This window comes from Larkinella punicea, from assembly GCF_003334855.1.
Lineage (GTDB): Bacteria > Bacteroidota > Bacteroidia > Cytophagales > Spirosomataceae > Larkinella > Larkinella punicea.
In genome coordinates this window covers 343,356-363,031 of sequence record NZ_QOWE01000003.1, presented here as the reverse complement: position 1 = coordinate 363,031, position 19,676 = coordinate 343,356, and the positions used below count along the sequence as shown (strand labels likewise).

18 protein-coding genes are annotated in these 19,676 nt (G+C 53.1%); 15 read left to right on the top strand and 3 right to left on the bottom strand.

Annotation, left to right across the window (positions count from 1 at the left end; translation table 11 throughout):
- Positions 1 to 66: 66 nt before the first annotated feature.
- From DUE52_RS05120 to DUE52_RS05105, 4 genes are all read left to right on the top strand, one after another.
- A complete protein-coding gene (locus DUE52_RS05120; RefSeq protein WP_114404885.1) occupies positions 67 to 1,554 on the top strand; it encodes a PhoX family protein in 1,488 nt (495 codons plus the stop codon).
- Positions 1,541 to 3,442, top strand: coding sequence for a cytochrome-c peroxidase (locus tag DUE52_RS05115; protein ID WP_229312068.1), 1,902 nt, complete (start codon positions 1,541 to 1,543; stop codon positions 3,440 to 3,442). Before DUE52_RS05120 ends, DUE52_RS05115 begins: the two co-directional genes overlap by 14 nt.
- A 590-nt stretch (positions 3,443 to 4,032) precedes the next feature.
- Positions 4,033 to 4,245, top strand: a complete 213-nt coding sequence (locus tag DUE52_RS05110; RefSeq protein ID WP_114404883.1) for a hypothetical protein — start codon at positions 4,033 to 4,035, stop codon at positions 4,243 to 4,245.
- Positions 4,242 to 5,750 (top strand): capsule assembly Wzi family protein, encoded by a 1,509-nt coding sequence (locus DUE52_RS05105; protein ID WP_114404882.1) that lies wholly within the window; start codon positions 4,242 to 4,244, stop codon positions 5,748 to 5,750. Before DUE52_RS05110 ends, DUE52_RS05105 begins: the two co-directional genes overlap by 4 nt.
- Positions 5,751 to 5,855: 105 nt before the next feature.
- Here DUE52_RS05105 and DUE52_RS05100 read toward each other — a convergent pair whose 3' ends face one another.
- Positions 5,856 to 6,185 (bottom strand): MerR family transcriptional regulator, encoded by a 330-nt coding sequence (locus DUE52_RS05100; protein WP_114404881.1) that lies wholly within the window; start codon positions 6,183 to 6,185, stop codon positions 5,856 to 5,858.
- A 105-nt stretch (positions 6,186 to 6,290) separates the two neighbouring features.
- Here DUE52_RS05100 and alaS point away from each other — a divergent pair, with 105 nt between their 5' ends.
- Positions 6,291 to 8,945, top strand: a complete 2,655-nt coding sequence (gene alaS, locus DUE52_RS05095) for an alanine--tRNA ligase (protein WP_114404880.1) — start codon at positions 6,291 to 6,293, stop codon at positions 8,943 to 8,945.
- Positions 8,946 to 9,058: 113 nt separating this feature from the next.
- Here the strand turns inward: alaS and DUE52_RS05090 are convergent, their stop codons facing one another.
- On the bottom strand, positions 9,059 to 9,334 hold the full coding sequence (locus DUE52_RS05090; RefSeq protein ID WP_114404879.1) for a hypothetical protein: 276 nt from the start codon (positions 9,332 to 9,334) through the stop codon (positions 9,059 to 9,061).
- A gap of 181 nt (positions 9,335 to 9,515) precedes the next feature.
- Between DUE52_RS05090 and DUE52_RS05085 the strand changes: the two genes are divergently transcribed.
- From DUE52_RS05085 to DUE52_RS05040, 10 genes are all read left to right on the top strand, one after another.
- Positions 9,516 to 11,210, top strand: a complete 1,695-nt coding sequence (locus DUE52_RS05085; protein WP_114404878.1) for a tetratricopeptide repeat protein — start codon at positions 9,516 to 9,518, stop codon at positions 11,208 to 11,210.
- A gap of 21 nt (positions 11,211 to 11,231) precedes the next feature.
- Positions 11,232 to 11,588, top strand: a complete 357-nt coding sequence (locus tag DUE52_RS05080; protein WP_114404877.1) for an S-adenosylmethionine decarboxylase family protein — start codon at positions 11,232 to 11,234, stop codon at positions 11,586 to 11,588.
- A gap of 14 nt (positions 11,589 to 11,602) precedes the next feature.
- Positions 11,603 to 12,877, top strand: a complete 1,275-nt coding sequence (locus tag DUE52_RS05075; protein WP_114404876.1) for a DUF4178 domain-containing protein — start codon at positions 11,603 to 11,605, stop codon at positions 12,875 to 12,877.
- Between the two features lie 156 nt (positions 12,878 to 13,033).
- Entirely contained in the window at positions 13,034 to 13,225 is a 192-nt protein-coding gene (locus DUE52_RS05070) for a hypothetical protein (RefSeq protein WP_114404875.1), read from the top strand.
- A 12-nt stretch (positions 13,226 to 13,237) separates the two neighbouring features.
- Positions 13,238 to 13,453 carry a DUF350 domain-containing protein gene (locus tag DUE52_RS05065; protein ID WP_114404874.1) on the top strand — a complete coding sequence of 72 codons (216 nt, stop codon included), beginning with the start codon at positions 13,238 to 13,240 and terminating at the stop codon, positions 13,451 to 13,453.
- A complete protein-coding gene (locus DUE52_RS05060) occupies positions 13,446 to 14,969 on the top strand; it encodes a polyamine aminopropyltransferase (RefSeq protein WP_114404873.1) in 1,524 nt (507 codons plus the stop codon). Before DUE52_RS05065 ends, DUE52_RS05060 begins: the two co-directional genes overlap by 8 nt.
- Complete coding sequence (locus tag DUE52_RS05055) at positions 14,944 to 16,596, top strand: FAD-dependent oxidoreductase (protein ID WP_114404872.1); 1,653 nt, start codon at positions 14,944 to 14,946, stop codon at positions 16,594 to 16,596. The genes DUE52_RS05060 and DUE52_RS05055 overlap by 26 nt, the downstream gene beginning before the upstream one ends.
- A gap of 58 nt (positions 16,597 to 16,654) precedes the next feature.
- Positions 16,655 to 17,122 carry a nuclear transport factor 2 family protein gene (locus tag DUE52_RS05050; protein WP_114404871.1) on the top strand — a complete coding sequence of 156 codons (468 nt, stop codon included), beginning with the start codon at positions 16,655 to 16,657 and terminating at the stop codon, positions 17,120 to 17,122.
- A 521-nt stretch (positions 17,123 to 17,643) separates the two neighbouring features.
- Entirely contained in the window at positions 17,644 to 17,955 is a 312-nt protein-coding gene (locus DUE52_RS05045; RefSeq protein ID WP_114404870.1) for a hypothetical protein, read from the top strand.
- Between the two features lie 91 nt (positions 17,956 to 18,046).
- Positions 18,047 to 18,256 carry a hypothetical protein gene (locus DUE52_RS05040; protein WP_114404869.1) on the top strand — a complete coding sequence of 70 codons (210 nt, stop codon included), beginning with the start codon at positions 18,047 to 18,049 and terminating at the stop codon, positions 18,254 to 18,256.
- A 12-nt stretch (positions 18,257 to 18,268) separates the two neighbouring features.
- Here DUE52_RS05040 and DUE52_RS05035 read toward each other — a convergent pair whose 3' ends face one another.
- Entirely contained in the window at positions 18,269 to 19,657 is a 1,389-nt protein-coding gene (locus DUE52_RS05035; RefSeq protein WP_114404868.1) for a sulfatase family protein, read from the bottom strand.
- Positions 19,658 to 19,676 lie beyond the last annotated feature (19 nt).

Sequence of the window (19,676 nt, the reverse complement as noted above, 5' to 3'; positions counted from 1 at the left end):
GGGAGCCCGGAGTAACGGTGCGAGGCAAAATAAAAATTAAGTATATTTGCTAAACAGCCCCACTCCATGTCAACGTTCAGCCGGTTTTGCTCTTTCATCCAAATCGTTATTCTTCTTTCAGCGCCTGGATGGGCAGGGTGTCAGAAAGAAGGAAAAACCGGAACCACGCCGACCACCGGGACCGAGGTGGAACTGAAAGCCCATTCGACCACGCCCCCGCTGGTAAAGGCCCTGCCCGGTTTTGAAAGCCTGGAAATTCTGCCGCTCATCGGCAGTTCCGATCAACTGGAACAATCACCCGATTTCATATTTGCCGGACAACCTGATGGGGCGGGTTTATTGAAAAATTCGGCGGGCGACGGCTATGTGCTGATCACGAACCACGAGATGATCCGGTCGGTTTCCCGCGTTTATCTGGACAAAACCTTCAAACCGATCAAAGGCGAATACCTTGTCGATGCCGAAGGAGGACTCTGGCGGCTTTGTTCGGCCACGCTGGCCACCCCGGCCGAACACGGTTTTGGACCGCTCTACCTGACGGCTGGCGAGAGCGACGCGGAAGGTCGGGTTCACGCCATCGATCCGTTGGGTGCGGTTGATAAAAAGAACGGCAACCGGACGCTCCCGGCGCTGGGAAAAGCGTCGTTCGAAAATGCGCTTCCTTTGCCGAAAGGCTCGTATCCCAACAAAACCGTGGTGCTGTTGACCGAAGATGAAGGCAATGGGCAGGTGACGATGTATGTTTCCACCACGCCCGGCGACCTCCAAAACGGAAAACTCTACACCCTCCGCCGGACCAACCAGGACCCCATCGAAAAAACCATGCAGGCCGACCAGCGGTATGAGGTCGAATTTGTGGAAATCGACAACGCAAAAACCGCCACGGGTGTCCAGATTGCCGCGCAGCAACTGGAAAAAAATGCCATTCAGTTTGCGCGGGTCGAGGACATCGACTACCGGAAAGGCAGCGCGGCCAACGGACGTGAACTGTATTTTGCGGTAACCGGCTCTCATGCCAGCGACCGGGTACAGTGGGGCCGCATTTACCGCCTGGAACTGGACGCCGGCAATCCGCTGAAAGGGCAATTGTCGTTTGTGGCCGAAGGATATTCCAATCCAGGCAAGAGCCTGATCAATCCGGACAACATCTGCGTCACCGAGAATTTCGTATACATCGGGGAAGATGGCGACGCGCCGATTTCGACGCCCGACCACGACGGACGCATCTGGCAATACGGCATCACCACCAAACAGCTCAAACCGTTTCTGGAAATGAACCACCGCCGAAACGATGGCGACTTCCAGCGCAAATACAACATTATTGGCCATCAGGGCATTAGCACCTGGGAATACGGCGCGATGACCGACATTTCGGACGTGGTGGGTGTTCCGAATACGTTCCTGATCAACCTGCAACCGCACACCTGGCGCGATACCAAATTCATCAACGCGGATGGCAGCGCGATTACCAAAGACGTCAATATCTACGACAATGCGATTGGGAATATGGGCGAAGGCGGTCAGATTGTCATTGTACGCGGTGTTCCGAAATAAAAGCCCCCAACCCCCTAAAGGGGGCTCAAAAATCGGTGAGTTCAAGTCCCCTTTAGGGGGTTGGGGGCTTTTCCTGCTCACAACTTTCACAGGTGTCTTTCTCCTCAATTACCTGGACTCACCGACTGCGAAACCAGTTGCGGCAACGGAACGCGTAAAACAGCAGTTCTCCCATGATCTGGCGGTATTTCGTGCCCTGATCGAAACCCGGTTTTTGCCGCTGGCCGAACGCAGTGCCTCAGCCGATTCGATGAAAACCGCTTTTCTGGCCTGCCGCCGGGCCTATAAAAAGCTGGAGCCGTTTGCGGAGTATTATTTGCCGGCTACTACCCGGCTGGTCAACGGGCCGCCCCTGCCCGAAATTGAAGCCGAAGACAACCGCATTTCGGAACCCGGCGGTTTGCAGGTGATTGAAGAGTTGATTTTTCCGGAATTTGACGTGCGCCGACGCAATGATCTCATTCGTGAAATCAAAAAACTCCGGCGCGAACTGGTGCGGTATGCGGATTTTGAAAAAGATACCGATCTAACCGACGCTCATGTATTCGACGCGCTTCGACTTCAAATTTTTCGAATCATCACGCTCGGAATCAGCGGTTTCGACACCCCCCGCTGTCTAAATGCCTTGCCTGAAGCGGCAACTTCGGTTCACACACTCAGCACCTATTTGTCCTTTTATAACACGAAGACACCGGATTTTTACCGGTTGGTTCAAATCCTTCAAAGCACTGAAAAGCATTTGAACCAGGCTTCCGACTTCAACACGTTCGACCGGTTTCAGTTCATCACGGAATTTGCCAATCCACTTTCCACACAGGTGCTGGCGTTCCAGCAACAGCGCAATATCCAACCCTTTAACGAGATTCGGGCCTTGCGGACCGACGCCAAAACGTTGTTCGACACCAACGCTTTCAATCCGGATTTCTACGCCCCGACGGTCGCTACGCGCTCCAATCCGGCCAAGATCCTGCTGGGCAAAAAGCTGTTTTCTGACCCGGTTTTATCCGCCGGCGATGATCCGCCGGGCGGAAAACGGTCGTGCGCAAGTTGCCACCAACCCGATAAAGCCTTCACCGACGGTTTACCCAAAAATGCCAGCTTGTCGGGTCGCGGGTTCGTCCGGCGCAACACGCCCACTTTGTTGAATGCGGCTTTACAAAATGCCCAATTCTACGATCTACGCGCCCAGACGCTCGAAAATCAGTCGTCCGAGGTCATTCAAAATGTGGACGAAATGCACGGTTCTCTGGAATACGCGGCCCGAACGTTGCAGCAAAACAACGTATACCGGGCGTGGTTTGAAAAGGCATTCCCGACCCTGCGGGATTCGATCGAGCCGATTCACATCCAGAATGCCCTGGCAGCCTACGAGCGGTCCCTCGTTCGTCTCAATTCCCGGTTCGACCGGGCCATGCGGGAGCAAAACAACGGCACCGGAAAACCGCTTCTATCGACCGAAGAACGGCTCGGTTTTAATCTTTTTATGGGCAAAGCCAAATGCGGAACCTGCCATTTCTTGCCGCTTTTCAACGGAACGGTTCCGCCGGTTTTCACCCAAACCGAGTCGGAGGTCATCGGGGTTCCGGTGCAACCCAATCGCCGGCAGATTGATCCGGATCCCGGTCGTTATGCCCTCTTCCGGCTCGACCCGCTAAAGTATGCCTTTAAAACACCAACGGTGCGGAATATCGTCCAAACCAGCCCGTATATGCACAACGGTGCGTACCAAACGTTGGAGAATGTACTGGAATTTTACAACCAGGGCGGGGGCCGGGGACTGGGCATCCGGCTCGAAAACCAAACCTTACCGACCGACAAACTTGATCTGACGGACCGGGAACAATCGGCACTGCTTGCCTTTCTGAAGACCCTGTCGGACCACAATTAGGATATTTACGGGAACCGACCTTCCGGACGTATAGGCCAAAATTTCTTTTTTTTGAAAACGTATATTTCGTATCCCGTGACACCACTCAGTTATTAGTACTCATGTCCACGAATTACACTAATTCCGAACCCCTTCCTTTTCTTCAAGTAAGCACCTAAAATTCAATTAAATATACTATCAAAGCGATCATTTTAAGCTTTTTTATAAGACACGGACCGAGACCGGCAGAAATAATTTCACAATACTTTACAAATAGATTGATTTTAAATTACTCAAAATGGTAAAATTCTTCAAACCTTTGATGTTACCAAAAGTTAAAGAATGAAAACTTACCCATTTGCATGAAATCAGTAGTTGCCATTCTGTTTGCCGAAAGTCACATTGCAAACTATCTATTCGCCCGCTTCGGCAGAAGCAGCTTTCTGGATTACCCACCTCTCCGTTAGCGAGTTTTTCCTTTCCCGATTTTTTTTACCCACCGTACTTTTCCTGACCACCCTGAACCACCGCCCGGATCAACACTTCCTGGCGGGTTCAAAGCGACGTCCAGTTCATCCAGCACCATTTTACAATTAATTTCTTAACCACCCATGGCACCCAAAATAACAATTGAAAAACGCTCCATTCTTTCCTGGTGTTTGCATGTCCTGCTGATTCTGATCAGTGGATTCTTAGCCCTCGGAAGTGCCTATATGGCTTATGAACTAACCAGTGAAAGCTCGATTACCGTTGGATTTGCCTGCATTGGTTTTTACGTAATGTATTACTTAGGCGGCACCTTCTTACCAATCAGGGCAAAATGAGACTACTTTTATTGCTTTTCTGTCCGCTGCTGGGCCTCTGCCAGACCCGGATCGAAAGAAAACCCATTCAGCTTTTTGCGGAAGTGGGCGGTTTTTACGGCAGCTCAAAGCAGACGCCCTTCTGGCTACGCTCGAATCAATACGGTACCGTGCCGACGGATTTGCCGTATGCCAGCGTGCGAACCGGCCTTCGCTGGGATTCCCAATTTTACGCCATCGATGACAACACGCCGATAAAAAAGCGTGATTTTTTTGGCTTTGGCTACGGTGTCGAACTGGTGGGCAATACGGGGGCGGGTTCAAAAACCACCCTGATCATCCCGGAACTCTACGGCAAACTTCGCGCGGGGGCCTTCGAACTGGTGGCCGGACGGCGTCGGGAGGTGGTCGGGCTGGTGGATTCGACCCTGAGTTCGGGGTCATTTAGTTGGTCGGGCAATGCCCTTCCCCTGCCGAAAATCCAGATTGGCCTTTCGCAGTATACGCCTATTCCCTTTACGGGCGGCATCCTGTCGGTTCGAGGCTTTTTCGCACATGGCTGGTTCGAGCAAAAAAATTTCGTCAGCCGGGCCTTTCTGCACCAAAAAGCCCTGTATGCCCGGATCGGCAAGGCAAAGTGGCCTGTCAAACTCTACGCCGGTTTCAATCACCAGGCCGAGTGGGGCGGCACCACCAGCGAACTTTCGGATGGGCTGATCAAGGAAGGCCGGTTTCCGTCTAACTTTCAGGCGTATTCGTACATGGTGACAGGCAGTAGCCTGGGCTACAATCCCGGTGTTGATACGACGTATTACAGCCGCTTCGACCGGGAAAACCGGATCGGCAACCACCTGGGGAGCATCGACGTCGGCCTGGAGTTCAGCACGAAAAAACTGTCGATTCTGGTGTATCGCCAGAGTGTTTACGAAGACGGTTCACTGTTTTACCGTACCAATCTGGAAGATGGACTCAACGGCATTCGCTTTCGGAGTTTGAAACCGGCGACCTCCGGCTTCCGCATCACGGGTGCCGTCGTGGAACTCCTGTATACCAAAAGCCAGGGTGGAAGCGTTTTTGAAGCCGCCGACAAGCTGCGCGGACGGGATAACTACTTCAATCACAGCCAGTACCGCAGCGGCTGGTCGTATTTCGGGCAGGGCATCGGAACGCCTTTCATCACACCGATGACCACGGCCCGCCCGGATTTGCCGCAGTACGGTTTTTTCAGCAACAATCGGGTTCGCGCCTTCCACACCGGTTTGCAGGGTGGGTTTGGGCGCAACTGCACGTTTCAGATGAAGCTGTCGTATAGCGAAAACTTTGGCACCTACGACGTTCCGTTCCCCAACGCCGTCGAACAGTTTTCATCGCTTCTTCAGGTCGGTGTTCCGTTGAACCAAAGCGGTTTACTGATGACGGTTTCGGCCGCATCCGATCAGGGCGGATTATTCCCCCGCAGCAACGGCGTCTACGCCGGCATCCGAAAAACCTGGGATTACTACCAATACCGGTCGAGGAGGATGTAAAGAACGGTTAGGTTGCCCCTAAATCCCCTAAAGGGGACTTGGACGCAGAATCCTCCAGATACTGAAAGTCCCCTTTAGGGGATTTAGGGGCAACCTAACCGTAAACTATCCCTCCAGTTGACTCTGAGTGTCGACCAGGAATTTGCGGATTTCCTGCAAACGGCCGATCATCTGTTTAATTTCATTCTGACGCGAAGAGCGGGCTTTGAGGTGCTGCCTCGCCCCTTCCAGCGTCAGTTTTTTTTCTTCCACCAATTCCAGAATTTCCCGAAGATGCACAATGTCATCTTTGGTATAAATCCGGTCACCGGCGCGGTTTTTACGAGGCTTGAGCGTGGGAAACTCTTTTTCGTAAAACCGCAATTTCGATATGTTCACCCCCAGCATGTCGGCCACCTCGCGAATGCCGTAATACCGTTTTGTTAACTCCTCCATAGAACAAACTTCCGTTCAAACCGGAAGAAACACAAGTTTTCCGTAAATTTGCAAAACATTTCAATCCGTAGCCATCACAGGGGTGATGACTGACCACCAAGTACCATGACTTCTTCCGAAATTCGCCAGCATTTTTTAGACTTTTTTCAAAGTAAAAACCACCTGATTGTTCAGTCGGCGCCCCTGGTGGCCAAAAACGACCCGACGCTGATGTTCAACAACTCGGGCATGGCTCAATTTAAGGATTTTTTTCTGGGCAACGGAACACCGCCCGCCAAACGGGTCGCCGATACACAGAAATGCCTACGGGTTTCGGGCAAGCACAATGACCTTGAAGACGTCGGTTTCGACACCTACCACCACACCATGTTCGAAATGCTCGGCAACTGGTCGTTTGGTGATTATTTCAAGAAAGAAGCCATTACCTGGGCGTGGGAACTGCTGACGGAGGTCTATAAGCTGCCGAAAGACCGGCTCTATGTATCTGTTTTTGAAGGCGATACCAAAGACAACGTTTCGTTCGATCAGGAAGCCTGGGATTTGTGGAAACCGATTGTGGGCGAAGACCGCATCATTCTCGGCAATAAAAAAGATAATTTCTGGGAAATGGGCGATACGGGGCCGTGTGGTCCCTGCTCCGAAATCCACGTCGATCTGCGGCCCCAGTCGGAGGTTGAACTGAAGCCCGGCAAGCAACTGGTGAACGCCGATCACCCGCAGGTGGTCGAGATCTGGAACCTCGTTTTCATGCAGTTCAACCGCAAAGCCGACGGTTCGCTCGACCCGCTGCCCGCGCGGCACGTCGACACCGGCATGGGTTTCGAGCGGCTTTGCATGGCGATTCAGAGCAAACTGTCGAACTACGATACCGATGTATTTACGCATACCATCAAGGTCATCGAAGAACTGTCGGGCATTTCCTACAAGGGTTCGCAGCGCGACTACCCGGACGTGGCCATGCGTGTGATTGCCGACCACATCCGGGCGGTTTCGTTCGCCATTGCCGACGGTTTGGTTCCGTCGAACGCGCGGGCGGGCTACGTCATCCGCCGGATTCTGCGCCGGGCTGTTCGCTACGGCTACTCGTACCTCGGTTTCACCGAACCGTTTATGACCAAACTCGTGCCCACACTGGCGATGCAGTTTGCCGACGTTTTCCCGGAACTGAACGCCCAGCGTGACTTCGTGGCAACGGTGATTCGGGAAGAAGAAGCCTCGTTTCTGCGGACCCTGGAAAATGGTTTGAAATTGCTCGATAAAATCACGTCTGATCTCGCACAGTCGGGCGGAAAAGAAATCGACGGCGAGACGGTTTTCGAACTCAACGATACGTTCGGTTTCCCCTCCGATTTAACCGCTCTGATCGCGCGTGAAAAAGGGCTTTCTATCGATGAAGCCGGTTTTCAGAAAGCCCTTCAGCAACAGAAAGAACGCTCACGCAAAGATGCGACCTCGGCAACCGGCGACTGGACGGAACTCACTGACATCGACGGCGTCGAATTTGTCGGCTACGACCAGACCGAAGCCGAAGCCCGGATTGCCAAATACCGGAAAGTACAGAACAAGCAAGGCACCCAATACCAGATCGTGCTGGACCGGACGCCGTTCTACGCCGAATCCGGTGGTCAGATTGGTGATACCGGCAGCCTGGAACTGCGCGTGGGCGACGAAACCGTGTTGATCCGCATTGCCGATACAAAAAAAGAAAACGACCTGATCATCCACATTTCCAACGACAAAAATCTGGAGGAAATCCTGGATAACCACACTGCGGTATTCGCCAAAATTGATACCAACCGTCGCGTCGCCATTGAAGACAACCACTCGGCCACCCACCTGCTGCACGCGGCTTTGCGCGAAGTGCTGGGCAAACACGTCGGGCAGAAAGGCTCGTACGTCGGGCCGGATGCCTTGCGGTTTGACTTCTCCCACTTTGCCAAAGTGACGGACGACGAACTGGCAAAGGTGGAGCGAATTGTGAATGAAAAAATCCGGGAGAATATTCAACTGAACGAACGGCGCAATGTTCCCATCGACGAAGCCCGAAGCCTCGGCGCGATGGCTTTGTTCGGTGAAAAATACGGCGACTTCGTGCGCGTCATTACTTTTGACCCCAACTATTCGGTCGAACTTTGTGGCGGAACACACGTTCCTGCAACAGGGCAAATTGGCCTCTTCAAGTTCACATCCGAAGGTTCCGTTTCGACCGGTATCCGGCGCATCGAAGCCGTAACCGCCGAAAAAGCCTTGGCCCTTCTGAACGAGCAGCAAGCAACACTGGACCAGTTGAAAGAACTCCTGAAAGCGCCGAAAGATGTGCTGAAAGCCGTTCAAAACCTGATGGATGAACGCCATCAGTTACAGAAAAAAATTGAAGTGCTGGAAGCCGAGAAGCTTCAAAAAGTGAAAGCAGATTTGTTGACAAAAGTCTATTCGGCCAACGGGCATTTTGTCATTGTGGAACGCATCGAGGTTCCGTCGGCGGATGCGCTGAAACAACTGGCCTATGACCTGAAAGCGAAGCTGGATAACCTGGCTCTGGTGCTGGGTTCGGATATCAACGGAAAACCGCAACTGGCCGTGATGCTGCCCGATGACCTGATCAAAACCAAAAACCTCCACGCCGGCACGCTGGTGAAAGAACTGGCGAAGGAAATTCGCGGGGGTGGCGGTGGTCAGCCGTTCTTTGCCACCGCTGGCGGCACCGATGCCACCGGCCTCGACCGGGCACTGGCGAAGGGGCGGGAACTTTTGCAATAAAAGCTTAAGAAAGGAATTTTAAATGTAAAATGATGAATATTAAATGTAAAAGGAGATGCCAATTCTGCACTTTTACATTTAACATTCATCATTTATTATTTGAAATTCCTTTTTTACTCCTCCTTCGTTTCCTTCTCTTCCTCCAGCGGGGTATGTTCTGACCCCAGCACCGGCCCCAGATACGAATGCTGCCAATCTTCGACCTGCTCCGGGGTTTTTAATTCATCGATTTCAACAACGCGGTGTTTCAGGTGGGGATATTGCGCATCCAAATCCTGTTCAATCAACGCGACCTCGGGCGACGTCTCGAATTTCATCGGTATCGTGGTGGGCGTTTCAACACCCCGTTCATCGACGGCAATGACGCGAACTACAAACATCTTTTCCATACGGTGTAATCTGTTTTTCTACTAAACTGTTCCGACGCGCAAAAGTTGGGGCAGACCTTGCTTTCCTTTTCGTAAACGGTTATCATCTCAACCAATAAATTGCTATTTTTACGTACACCCCGGATGGGTGTCCGCTTTTTTACCCGAAAACAGGACGCCCGTACGATCCGCAAACACGCTTATGAAACGACTCTATACCTACTCCTATCTCCCGCTCCTGCTGATCGCATTGCTGGTGGGTGAATTTACCCAAACCCAAAAGCCATCCGAACCGGCGCAAACGCTGACGGTCAACGAGGTTCCGTACGCCCCCATTTGCGGCATGGCAAACATTGGCGGGATTCCCAATTCGCTGCTGCAACAATCTGTGGCGCTGCGGCCGAATGTCGGGCAATTCACCACACCAACCTCCACCAAAAACCCGAAGGCACAGGCGTATTTTGAACAGGGCATGGCGTATCTGCACGGTTATGCACTGGTGGAAGCGGCCCGGTCGTTTCACGAAGCATTGAAATTCGATTCGACATTCGTGATGGCGCACGTGGGCCTGAGCCGTCTGTATATCCAACTGGAAGACAACAAGGCCGCTTTGAAAGCCGCCGAAACTGCCAAGTCGTTCTCGAAATTTGCATCGGAACGCGAAAAAGCCCACATCGATCTGCGGTTTGCGCAGTTGAAAGCCGTCGATTCCCTGAGCAATCAAAAACTGCTGAACGAGTACCGGACAAAAGTCAACGGTGCCGTCAAACGCTTCCCGACCGATCCGGAACTGTGGCTGCTGTCCGGCAACTCCTACGAAAAATTTGCCACCGGCCGGGGGCAGGGTTCGTCGACGGGCAGCATCGCCATTTACGAGAAAATCCTCCAGTTTGCGCCCGAACATCCGGCAGCTCACCATTATCTGATTCACGCTTACGAAGGCATGGGCGATTATACCGAAGCCCTGAAACATGGCAAAGCCTACGCCCGGCTGGCTCCGAATCTGGCCCACGCCCTCCACATGTATGCCCACGACCTGATGAAAACCGGCGATGTAGATAGTGCCATCGCGGAAATGAAACAGACGGACGCCATTGAACGCGGGTTATATACCAGCGAAAAATACGATCCGATGTACGACTGGCACCACATTCACAACATCTCATTGCTGGCACTTTGCTACCAGTATCAGGGCCGGATTCAGGAAGCGGAACAACTGGTGAAGGAACGGTTTGAGATCAAACGACCGATCAATCTGGAGCGGACGTTCTACAACAAAATGGGCTACCCAACGCTGCTGATTACGCAAAACCGGGACGAAGAAGCCCGGCCCATTGCCGAGGAAATGACGAAAGGCAAAACACCGGGCGAACGCGTGATCGGACACTATTTACTGGGCATGATCGCCCTGAAAAAGAACCAAATCGAATCGGCGCGGGCTTCGCTGAAGCAGTCGCAAACCGAGTTGGTGGAAGCCAAAAACATCGCCCACACCGACTGGCTGAATGCCTGGCTCGATCCCCATCCCAAATTCCTGGCTTCTCTGATTGCCCTGCACGACCCCGCAGCCCGGGAGAAAGGACTGGCCGACATCCGCAAGTTTCAGGCCAGCGCCCGCGACCAAACCGGCCCCGATCCCTGGATTGAAGCCCTTTTTCAACTGGAAATCATCGCGCAGGTGGCCGCCCAGCTCAAATTGACCGATTTCGCCGAAGAAGCCACGAAGGTGCTGGCGGAACATGATCCGTATTACCCCGGCACTCATTTTGCCCTCGCCCGGGTGGCCGAACTGAAAGGTGACAAAGCAACCGCCGAACGCGAACGTCAACTGGCCCGGCAAGGCTGGTCGAAAGCCGATGCGGTATTTTTAGCGCAAAATTTTCCAAAAAAGAAATAACAAAATTCTATCTTGCGGGCCATGAATGCCTACCGCCCCGGCCTGCACATTTTGTCGACCTTCGAAGCCCCATTGTCTGCCCTCACGGACGTTGAGCGGTGTCGCGCGGGCTTCGACCGACTGATTCAGGAACTGGAACTGGCTAAGGTCGGCGAGGTCTATTATTCGTTTCCCAACGGCGGTTTTACGGCGGTTCTCTGCCTGACCGAATCGCACGTGTCGATTCATACCTGGCCCGAAAACGGGCTGGCGACGTTCGACGTTTTCCTGTCCAATTTCCTACGCGATAACAGCCCGAAAGTCCGACGGTTCTATGAGGAATCCCTGCGTCTGTTCGGGGCTACGGCGGTTTTAAACGAACAGGAAATCATCCGCTGACGCTGTCCGAAACCATGCCCACCGACCCATCCTCTTCCCCTACCTCGTTCAACTGCCCACACTGCCAGGCCCCGGTTCCGGGCTATGACCTGGCCGAGAGTTCGTATTTCTGCTGCGGCCAGTGCTACACCTATTTTCAATATGGTGATACTGGCCCACGGCGCATCATCATGGCCTTTCCGCCCATGCCCACGCCACCCGCCCTGCCGCTCGGAGCCGAAGGGTACCTCGATGGAAAATGGGTTCGGGTGACGGGCTACCTGCGCAAACGGGAAATCCAGTATGAGGAAAGCTGGATGGAATACGTCCTGATGACCAAAGAAGGACAGCACCAGATGCTGGCCGAATTCAGGGGACACTGGATGGTGATTCGGCCGGTGGCCGAAACCTATACTGAAACACAGAACGCGAAAGTCTCGGATCAGGACCGCGAATACGTCCTGTATAACCGCTACAACTGCCTCATTCTGAATGCCGTCGGAGAGTTTTACTGGAACATTATCGATGATACGGAACTGACCATTTCGGAGTATATTCATCCGCCCTATCTGATTAGCCGGGAGGCCAGCAGCCAGAAAACCGAGTGCTACAAAGCGGAATACAAAACGCCACAGGACATTTCGAAAGCCTTCGGACTGGCCGATACGGCTTTACCGAAACCCGTTGGTGTCGGGGCCATCCAGCCCAATCCGGGGGTCGAAAAACGGGAACCGGCGATCTGGTTGACGACCCGGCTGGCGTTGCTGATCGTAGCCGTTCAGGTGCTTTTTTACTTCCTGAAACCGCAACAAACTCTTTTCAATCAGGAGTTTTCCTGGAACTCGGATTCGACGGTGCAAAGCCGCGCGCAACCCATCGTGTCGCCTTCGTTCAACATCGACGGCCCGGCGGCTGTGGCGATTCAGTTAAAGGTCAATATCGACAACAACTGGTTCGAATTACCGGTCAGTCTGATCAACGAAAGCACCAACCAGTCCTACGAGTTCACGCGCATTGTCGAATATTACCACGGTGTTGAATACGGCGAAAGCTGGCAGGAAGGGGCGCAGGACGACGAAGCCATTTTGTCGCGCATTCCGTCCGGGCGCTATCACCTCAATCTGTATCCGTCGTCCGAAGGGAAAAACCGGGTTATTTTCCAGCTTAAAGTGATTCAAAATCCGATTCTGTATTCCAACCTGTTTATCATGCTGGCCCTGCTGGCGATCTACCCGATCATCCTGTTTTTTCAGCGAAATCTGTTCGAACAGAAACGGTGGGCCGAGAGCGATTTCGGACCGACGGGATAGTTTCGATCCGGTTTTGCCCCTAAATCCCCTGAAGGGGACTTGGACGCGGAGCTCTCCGGATGCTAAAAGTCCCCTTCAGGGGATTTAGGGGCAAAACACGAGAACTACAACAAACTATCCGAATATCAAACAAACCTTTTTGTCTATGTAACAATCATGAAAAACCTCACAAAAATAAAACCCCTGTTGTTGGCGGGTGGTTTGCTCCTGGCCGGATTCGCCTGGGCCGGGATGTCGGGCAGCCGGTTGCTGGGCGACGATCTGGAAAGTGTCGACAAGCTCGACAACTACAAAAACGGTTCGGGCGGGCGGCATTCGGGCCGACGCAGTTATTTTTACCACAAATAAACCCTGTTTCTCATGGACTTGTCTACGCTGAAGTACATCGTTCCCTCCGTCGTTTATTCATTTGTCGGTATCCTGATTCTGGTCATCAGTTTCGTCATTATCGAGAAAATTGCCCCCGAAAACCTGTGGAAAAAGATTGTCGACGAAGAAAACGTCGCGCTTTCCATTCTGGCAGCCGCTTTCATGATTGCGGTGGCGATTATCATCAGTTCCGCCATACATGAGTAACCCGGAAAATCGACACCGGCACCTGCTGTTGTTGCTGTCGGTTTTTGTGATTGCCACCTGCGGACTCATCTACGAATTGGTGGCCGGAACGCTGGCGAGTTACCTCCTGGGCGATTCGGTTACGCAGTTTTCGACCATCATTGGTGTCTATCTGTTTTCGATGGGCATTGGTTCGTGGCTTTCCAAGTACCTCGATGGCAATCTGTTAAAGTGGTTCATTCGCATCGAAATTCTGGTCGGCATCGTGGGCGGTGGCAGTGCTCCGCTGCTCTTTGTGTTGTTCGAATACGCGGCTTCGTTCCGGCTGGTTCTGTATTCGCTGGTGAGTTTAACCGGTATTCTGGTAGGGCTGGAAATTCCATTGCTGATGCGGATTCTAGAAAACCAGCTCGCCTTCAAAGACTTGGTTTCCAGAGTTTTCACCTTCGATTACATTGGGGCGTTGCTCGCTTCGCTGATCTTCCCGCTCGTGCTCGTCCCCTATCTGGGCCTCATCCGGACGTCGCTGTTTTTCGGGTTGATGAACGTCGGCGTCGCCTGGTTTCTGCTGCACCAGTTTCCCGAAACCAAACCGTATCGCCGGTCGCTGGTCACGGCCATTCTCCTCTCCTCTTTTCTGCTGATCGGCGGTTTTGTTTATGCCGAACAGATCATGACCTACACCGAAAATCTGACGTTTCAGGACAAGGTGATTTACAGCAAAAGCACCTCTTACCAACGCATCGTGCTGACGGCCAACAACCGCGAGTTGCGGCTTTTCCTCAACGGCAATCTTCAGTTCAGTTCGGCGGATGAATACCGCTACCACGAAGCGCTCGTCCATCCGGCTTTGCAGGCCCTTCCGAAGGCCAGCCGGGTGCTGGTGTTGGGCGGTGGCGACGGATTGGCCGTGCGCGAAATCCTGAAATACCCGCACATCCAATCTGTTACACTCGTCGACCTCGATCCCGGCATGACGGATCTTTTTCGCCGGAATGAGGTACTCCTTAAACTGAATAACCGTTCCTTGCTTTCACCCAAAGTACAGATTATTAATACCGATGCCTACAATTTCGTCCGGCAGGACACCGCCCGTTACGACCTGATTGTCATTGATTTTCCCGATCCTTCGAATTACTCGATTGGAAAATTGTACAGCACATCCTTTTACCAGGAACTCAATCGCCTGATCCAGCCAGGTGGTCTGGCGGTGGTACAATCGACCTCACCTTATATCGCCCGGCAGTCATTCTGGTGCATTCGAAACACGATTGCGGCCTCCGGTTTTCAGACGATTCCCTACCACGCTTACGTTCCCTCGTTTGGCGAGTGGGGTTTTATTCTGCTGTTGCGAAACCACCACTGGCGGGGTGACGGGCCGTTGCCGACGGGGCTCCGGTTTGTCAATGCGCGAACCATCCACGACATGCTGAATTTTCCGCCCGACATGGCCGAGGTTCCCACCGAAATCAACAAGCTCAACAACCAGGTGCTGGTGCATTATTTCGAAGATGACTGGACGCCCTACGCCCACTGACCCGCCCGAATCGCCGGGCCGCCGTCAGTTTCTGGAACAAGCCGCCGGACTCGGTTTGTCGGCTCTGTTGGCCGGATCGGCGGGTTTGAGTGCCTGCCAGCCGTCGTCTCTCAAACACATCCAGGGCGGCATGATCGGAGCAAATCATGCGGTCGGTCATTTGCTGCGGAATCCGGAAAAACTGCCCCTGCCGACGCAGACACTGGAAACGGACGTCCTGATTGTGGGCGGTGGCGTTGCCGGTTTGTCGGCCCGGCGGTGGCTCTGGCAGCAGGGCATGCGGGATGTGTTGCTGGTGGAACTGGCGGATCGACCGGGGGGCAATTCCGTCAGTGGTCAGAATGCCATATCGGCCTATCCGTGGGGGGCGCATTATCTACCGATTCCTGATCTTCGCAATCGCGAACTGCTTGATTTCCTGACCGAAAGCCAAGTCATTACCGGTTTTGATTCAGGCGGTTTACCGGTTTACAATGATTACTACCTCTGTCATGATCCCGAAGAAAGGCTGTTCATCAACGGGCACTGGCAGGAAGGGCTGGTGCCGGAAGTGGGGATTTCGGACGACGACAAACATCAGATCGCCCGGTTTTTTAAACTCGTAGACGAACTGAAACAAGCCAAAGGCAAGGATGGCCGGGATGCGTTTGCCATTCCACTCGACGGATCTTCGACGGATGATCGCTTCCGGCAGTGGGACGCGGTTTCGTTCGAAACGTATCTGAACGAACAGCAGTTTACGTCGCCCTATCTGCGCTGGTTTCTGGAATACGGTTGCAAGGATGATTACGGAACGACCTTGTCAAACACCTCAGCCTGGGCCGGGTTGCATTATTTTGCCGCCCGAAAAGGCGTTGCGGCCAATGCCGAAGCCAATGCGGTGCTCACCTGGCCGGAAGGCAATGCTTTCTTAGTCACCCAGTTAGAAAAGCAGGCAGCATCTCCCATCCAATCAAACCGGCTGGTTTTCGGTTTGGAGGAAACCGATCAGGGCGTGCGCGTTCTCAGTTACGATGTCGTTCAGAAAACGACCACTGCGATTCTGGCCCGGAAAGTTTTGCTGGCGACGCCCCAGTTCATTACGAAAAATCTGCTCAAAAACCGGATAATCGACGGATTCGAATATGCTCCCTGGCTAGTGGCCAATCTGACCGTCAGCGGATTGCCGCAATACCGGGGCATGCCGCTATGCTGGGATAACGTGATTTACGGAAGCCCCTCCGTCGGCTACGTCACGGCCACGCACCAGCACCTGGAAGCGACGGACCGGAAAGTGATTACGGTCTATTGGCCGCTGGTTCAGGAACCGCCCGATCTTGCCCGGCGCAAAGCCTACCAAATACCGTACGAAGAATGGGTAACGCTGCTGGTGGCCGATCTGGAAAGGGCGCATCCCGGTGTCAGTGAAAACATTGCATCCATCGATTGCTGGATTTGGGGGCACGGGATGATAGCGCCCACTCCCGGTTTTATCTGGGGTAAAGCCCGCCAGAAAGCCGCCACGGCCATCAATCACAAACTCTATTTTGCTCACTCGGACCTGAGCGGTGTTTCGATTTTTGAGGAGGCCTTTTATCAGGGCATTCGGGCTGCCAAAGAAATTTTGGGGCAAAAATCCTCCGCCTGACAATCTATCGGAACGACTGATCGTTGCTCCAACAGGAAGCACCCACTGCCCCCATTTCATGAAGCGAACCTTACTTTTCTGCTTTTTCTTATTCGGATTATTCGTTCAATCCCCGGCCCAGTTGGGCAACCGGAAACCCATCAACCGGGCCGAATTCATTCGGCTCATGCAAACCGTGGCCGCTGGTCTCAACGAGAACAATGGCCGGAAAGCAGCCGACTGTTTTACGCTGGACGCCATTTATTCCGAACCGCCCAACAAACAGATTTACCGGGGTCGCGACCGGATTTTTGAGTTTTTTGGCGGCTGGAAAGGACGCCCGAAAGTAGTGCAGATGGTGTGGCACCACCTGACGTTCGATGAGCAAACCCAGGTTGGCTCGGGCGAGTTTACGCTCACCAACGGTTCCAGCGCGCACGGCATGGTCAGTGTCAAAATCCGCGAAGGCCTGATCGGCAACTGGCGGGAATATTTCTACCAGTCTGCGCTGGACTGGAACGGCTTTATTTTGCAAAATCCGTTTTGAGTTTGGGTTCTAACGATCGTTGAATGGTTTTAGGACTTTCGATTTCTGCTCCGTCCCCCTAAAGGCCGGGCTGTTACGTTCTTGAATTAATGCGAGCAATGGGATTATTGCCCGCGTAGCGGACTGATGTTTGTAGCCAATCGAATCACCCGGTTCCTCCGGCGTGCCTTTGGGTACGCAACAAGTGCAGCAGATTGCGTACCCAAAGGCACGCCGGAGGAACCGGGTGATTCGATTGGCTACAAACATGTCGTGCCTATGGCACTTAATTATCTAATAATCAATCAATAAACCTTATAGTTCGCGTTAATTCAGGAACGTAACAGTCCGGCTTTTAGGGGAACGGGGCAGATAGTGAACGTGTAATAGAGTTCTCAAACGTAAGTCTTAGATTTAAAAGGCGGTTTTATGGTGTCCGACAAAACAGAACCGTCACCCACTCTTTTGCCTTGATTATCCCATCCGCAAAACTTTTTGGCAGGCATCCGGTTAGTATTCTGTATTTACCACAAATTGCAATTATGGATAAGCTACAGAAGTTTGAATTGATGAATAAGATTGTTCGTGAATTCGAGGATCTTCAAAATAGTCAGACGGCTCTCATTCAGAAAATCGGAAAGATCGAAGTCGACAACATGAATGGGTTGAACGACGCGAATCTGGAAAAAACGCTGGGAACCATGCACGGAAAAATCGCCGAAAACCTGGATTCCATTACGGAGATTTTTTCGTACTTTGAGAGCCAACGCGATGAGTATGCCGAGAAGAACGGAGCGGCCATTGCTGCGCTTGAAGCGGCCGCGGCCATTGAAGCAGCCAAAGCGGCTAATTAATTAAAAAATAGCCCGCTGATCCAGCCTATCCGTTGGAAGCTCCTGGTTCAGTGGGCTATTTTTTTTCATTCTAATCCTAACTCCATCAGGCATGTTACATTTCCAACTGGTCGAAAAAGACGACATCGCGCAGCACAATGAATATTTTGAAGTGCATACGACCCAGGATGACGCGCATCACAAGAGTCTCTTTTTTACCACCAACGAAGAAAATCTGGAAGAGGTAGCGGCTGCCATTGCGGCCGAACACATGCCGAACGCCAAACACTGGACGATCATTCCGCACCGGAAAGACAGTTAATTGTTAACTGCACTATTTGTCAACCCGTCCCGCCGGACGCACATTTTTCCCTTCGCGTTTCTGCAAATCATCTCCCAGATCGGCGCGGGCTTCGTCGGCTAATTTTTCCAGAACCGCCACGATTTCGGGGTTTTGCTCACGGACATCATAGCGTTCACCGGGGTCGCGCCGGAGGTCATACAGGGCAAGCGGAAATGCGTGGTCTTCGGTATTTGGTCCCGGCTGTCCACCTTTGCCCGGCGGAAACCCTTCGTACGTGCGACCCGGATGGGAAAACACCAGTTTCCAATCCCCTTTCCGAACGGCTTCCAGGCTGTTTTTTCGATAGTAATAGAAGAAATGATCGCGGGGTGTCACGGTTTCGTCGCCTTTCAGCAACGCGACCATGTCGACGCCGTCGATGGCTTTCTTCGGTAGTCGGGCACCGCACAAACTGGCAACCGTTGGCAGGATTTCCATCGTCGTCAACAGTTTGTTGCAAACCCGCCCCGCCGGAACCACACCCGGCCAGCGAATGATACAGGGGACGCGGTGACCACCCTCGAACGACGTTCCTTTCCCCTCCCGAAAACCGCCCGCCGAACCGGCATGGTCGCCGTAATTCAACCACGGGCCGTTGTCACTCGTGAAAATGACGAGGGTATTTTTGTCCAGTCCCTGCTGTTTCAGTTCCTGCATAATCTGCCCCACCGACCAATCCAGTTCCATCATCACATCGCCCAGCAACCCGATGGCACTTTTGCCCCGAAACCGGCTGGAAGCCGCCAGCGGCACATGCGGCAGCGGGTGCGGTACGTACAAAAAGAACGGTTCTTTTTTATGTTTCCGAATAAAACCGACGGCCCGCTCCGTGATCGAGGGCGTCAGGTGGCTCGCATCCTCCAGCGTCCGGATTTCCTTGCCGGGCGAATTGCCTTCGATCAGATGCAAAGCCGGGTAGTTAGCCTTCGCCTGATTGGGATGGAGCGGCCACATGTCGTGCGAATACGGCACGCCATAATACTCATCAAAGCCCTGTTGCTGAGGCAAAAACTTCGTCTGGCTGCCCAAATGCCACTTCCCGAAAATACCGGTCGCGTAGCCTTTTTCTTTCAGCAACTCCGCAATGGTTTCTTCTTCAGGATTAAGCCCAACCGGTGAATTGGGTCCAAAAGCACCGGAAATACCGAGCCGGTTGGGATAACAGCCCGTCAGCAAAGCCGCCCGCGAGGCACTGCAAACCGCCTGAGCCGCCAGAAAACTCGTAAACCGGGTTCCCTCTGCCGCCATCCGGTCGAGGTTGGGCGTCTTGTAGCCCAACGCGCCGTAGCAGGACAAATCACCGTAGCCCAGATCGTCGATAAAAAACAGGACCACATTGGGCTTCGTCGGCGCCGGTGGACTGACCCAGCCGCTGAGCATGGGCAAAAGTCCGGCGAGA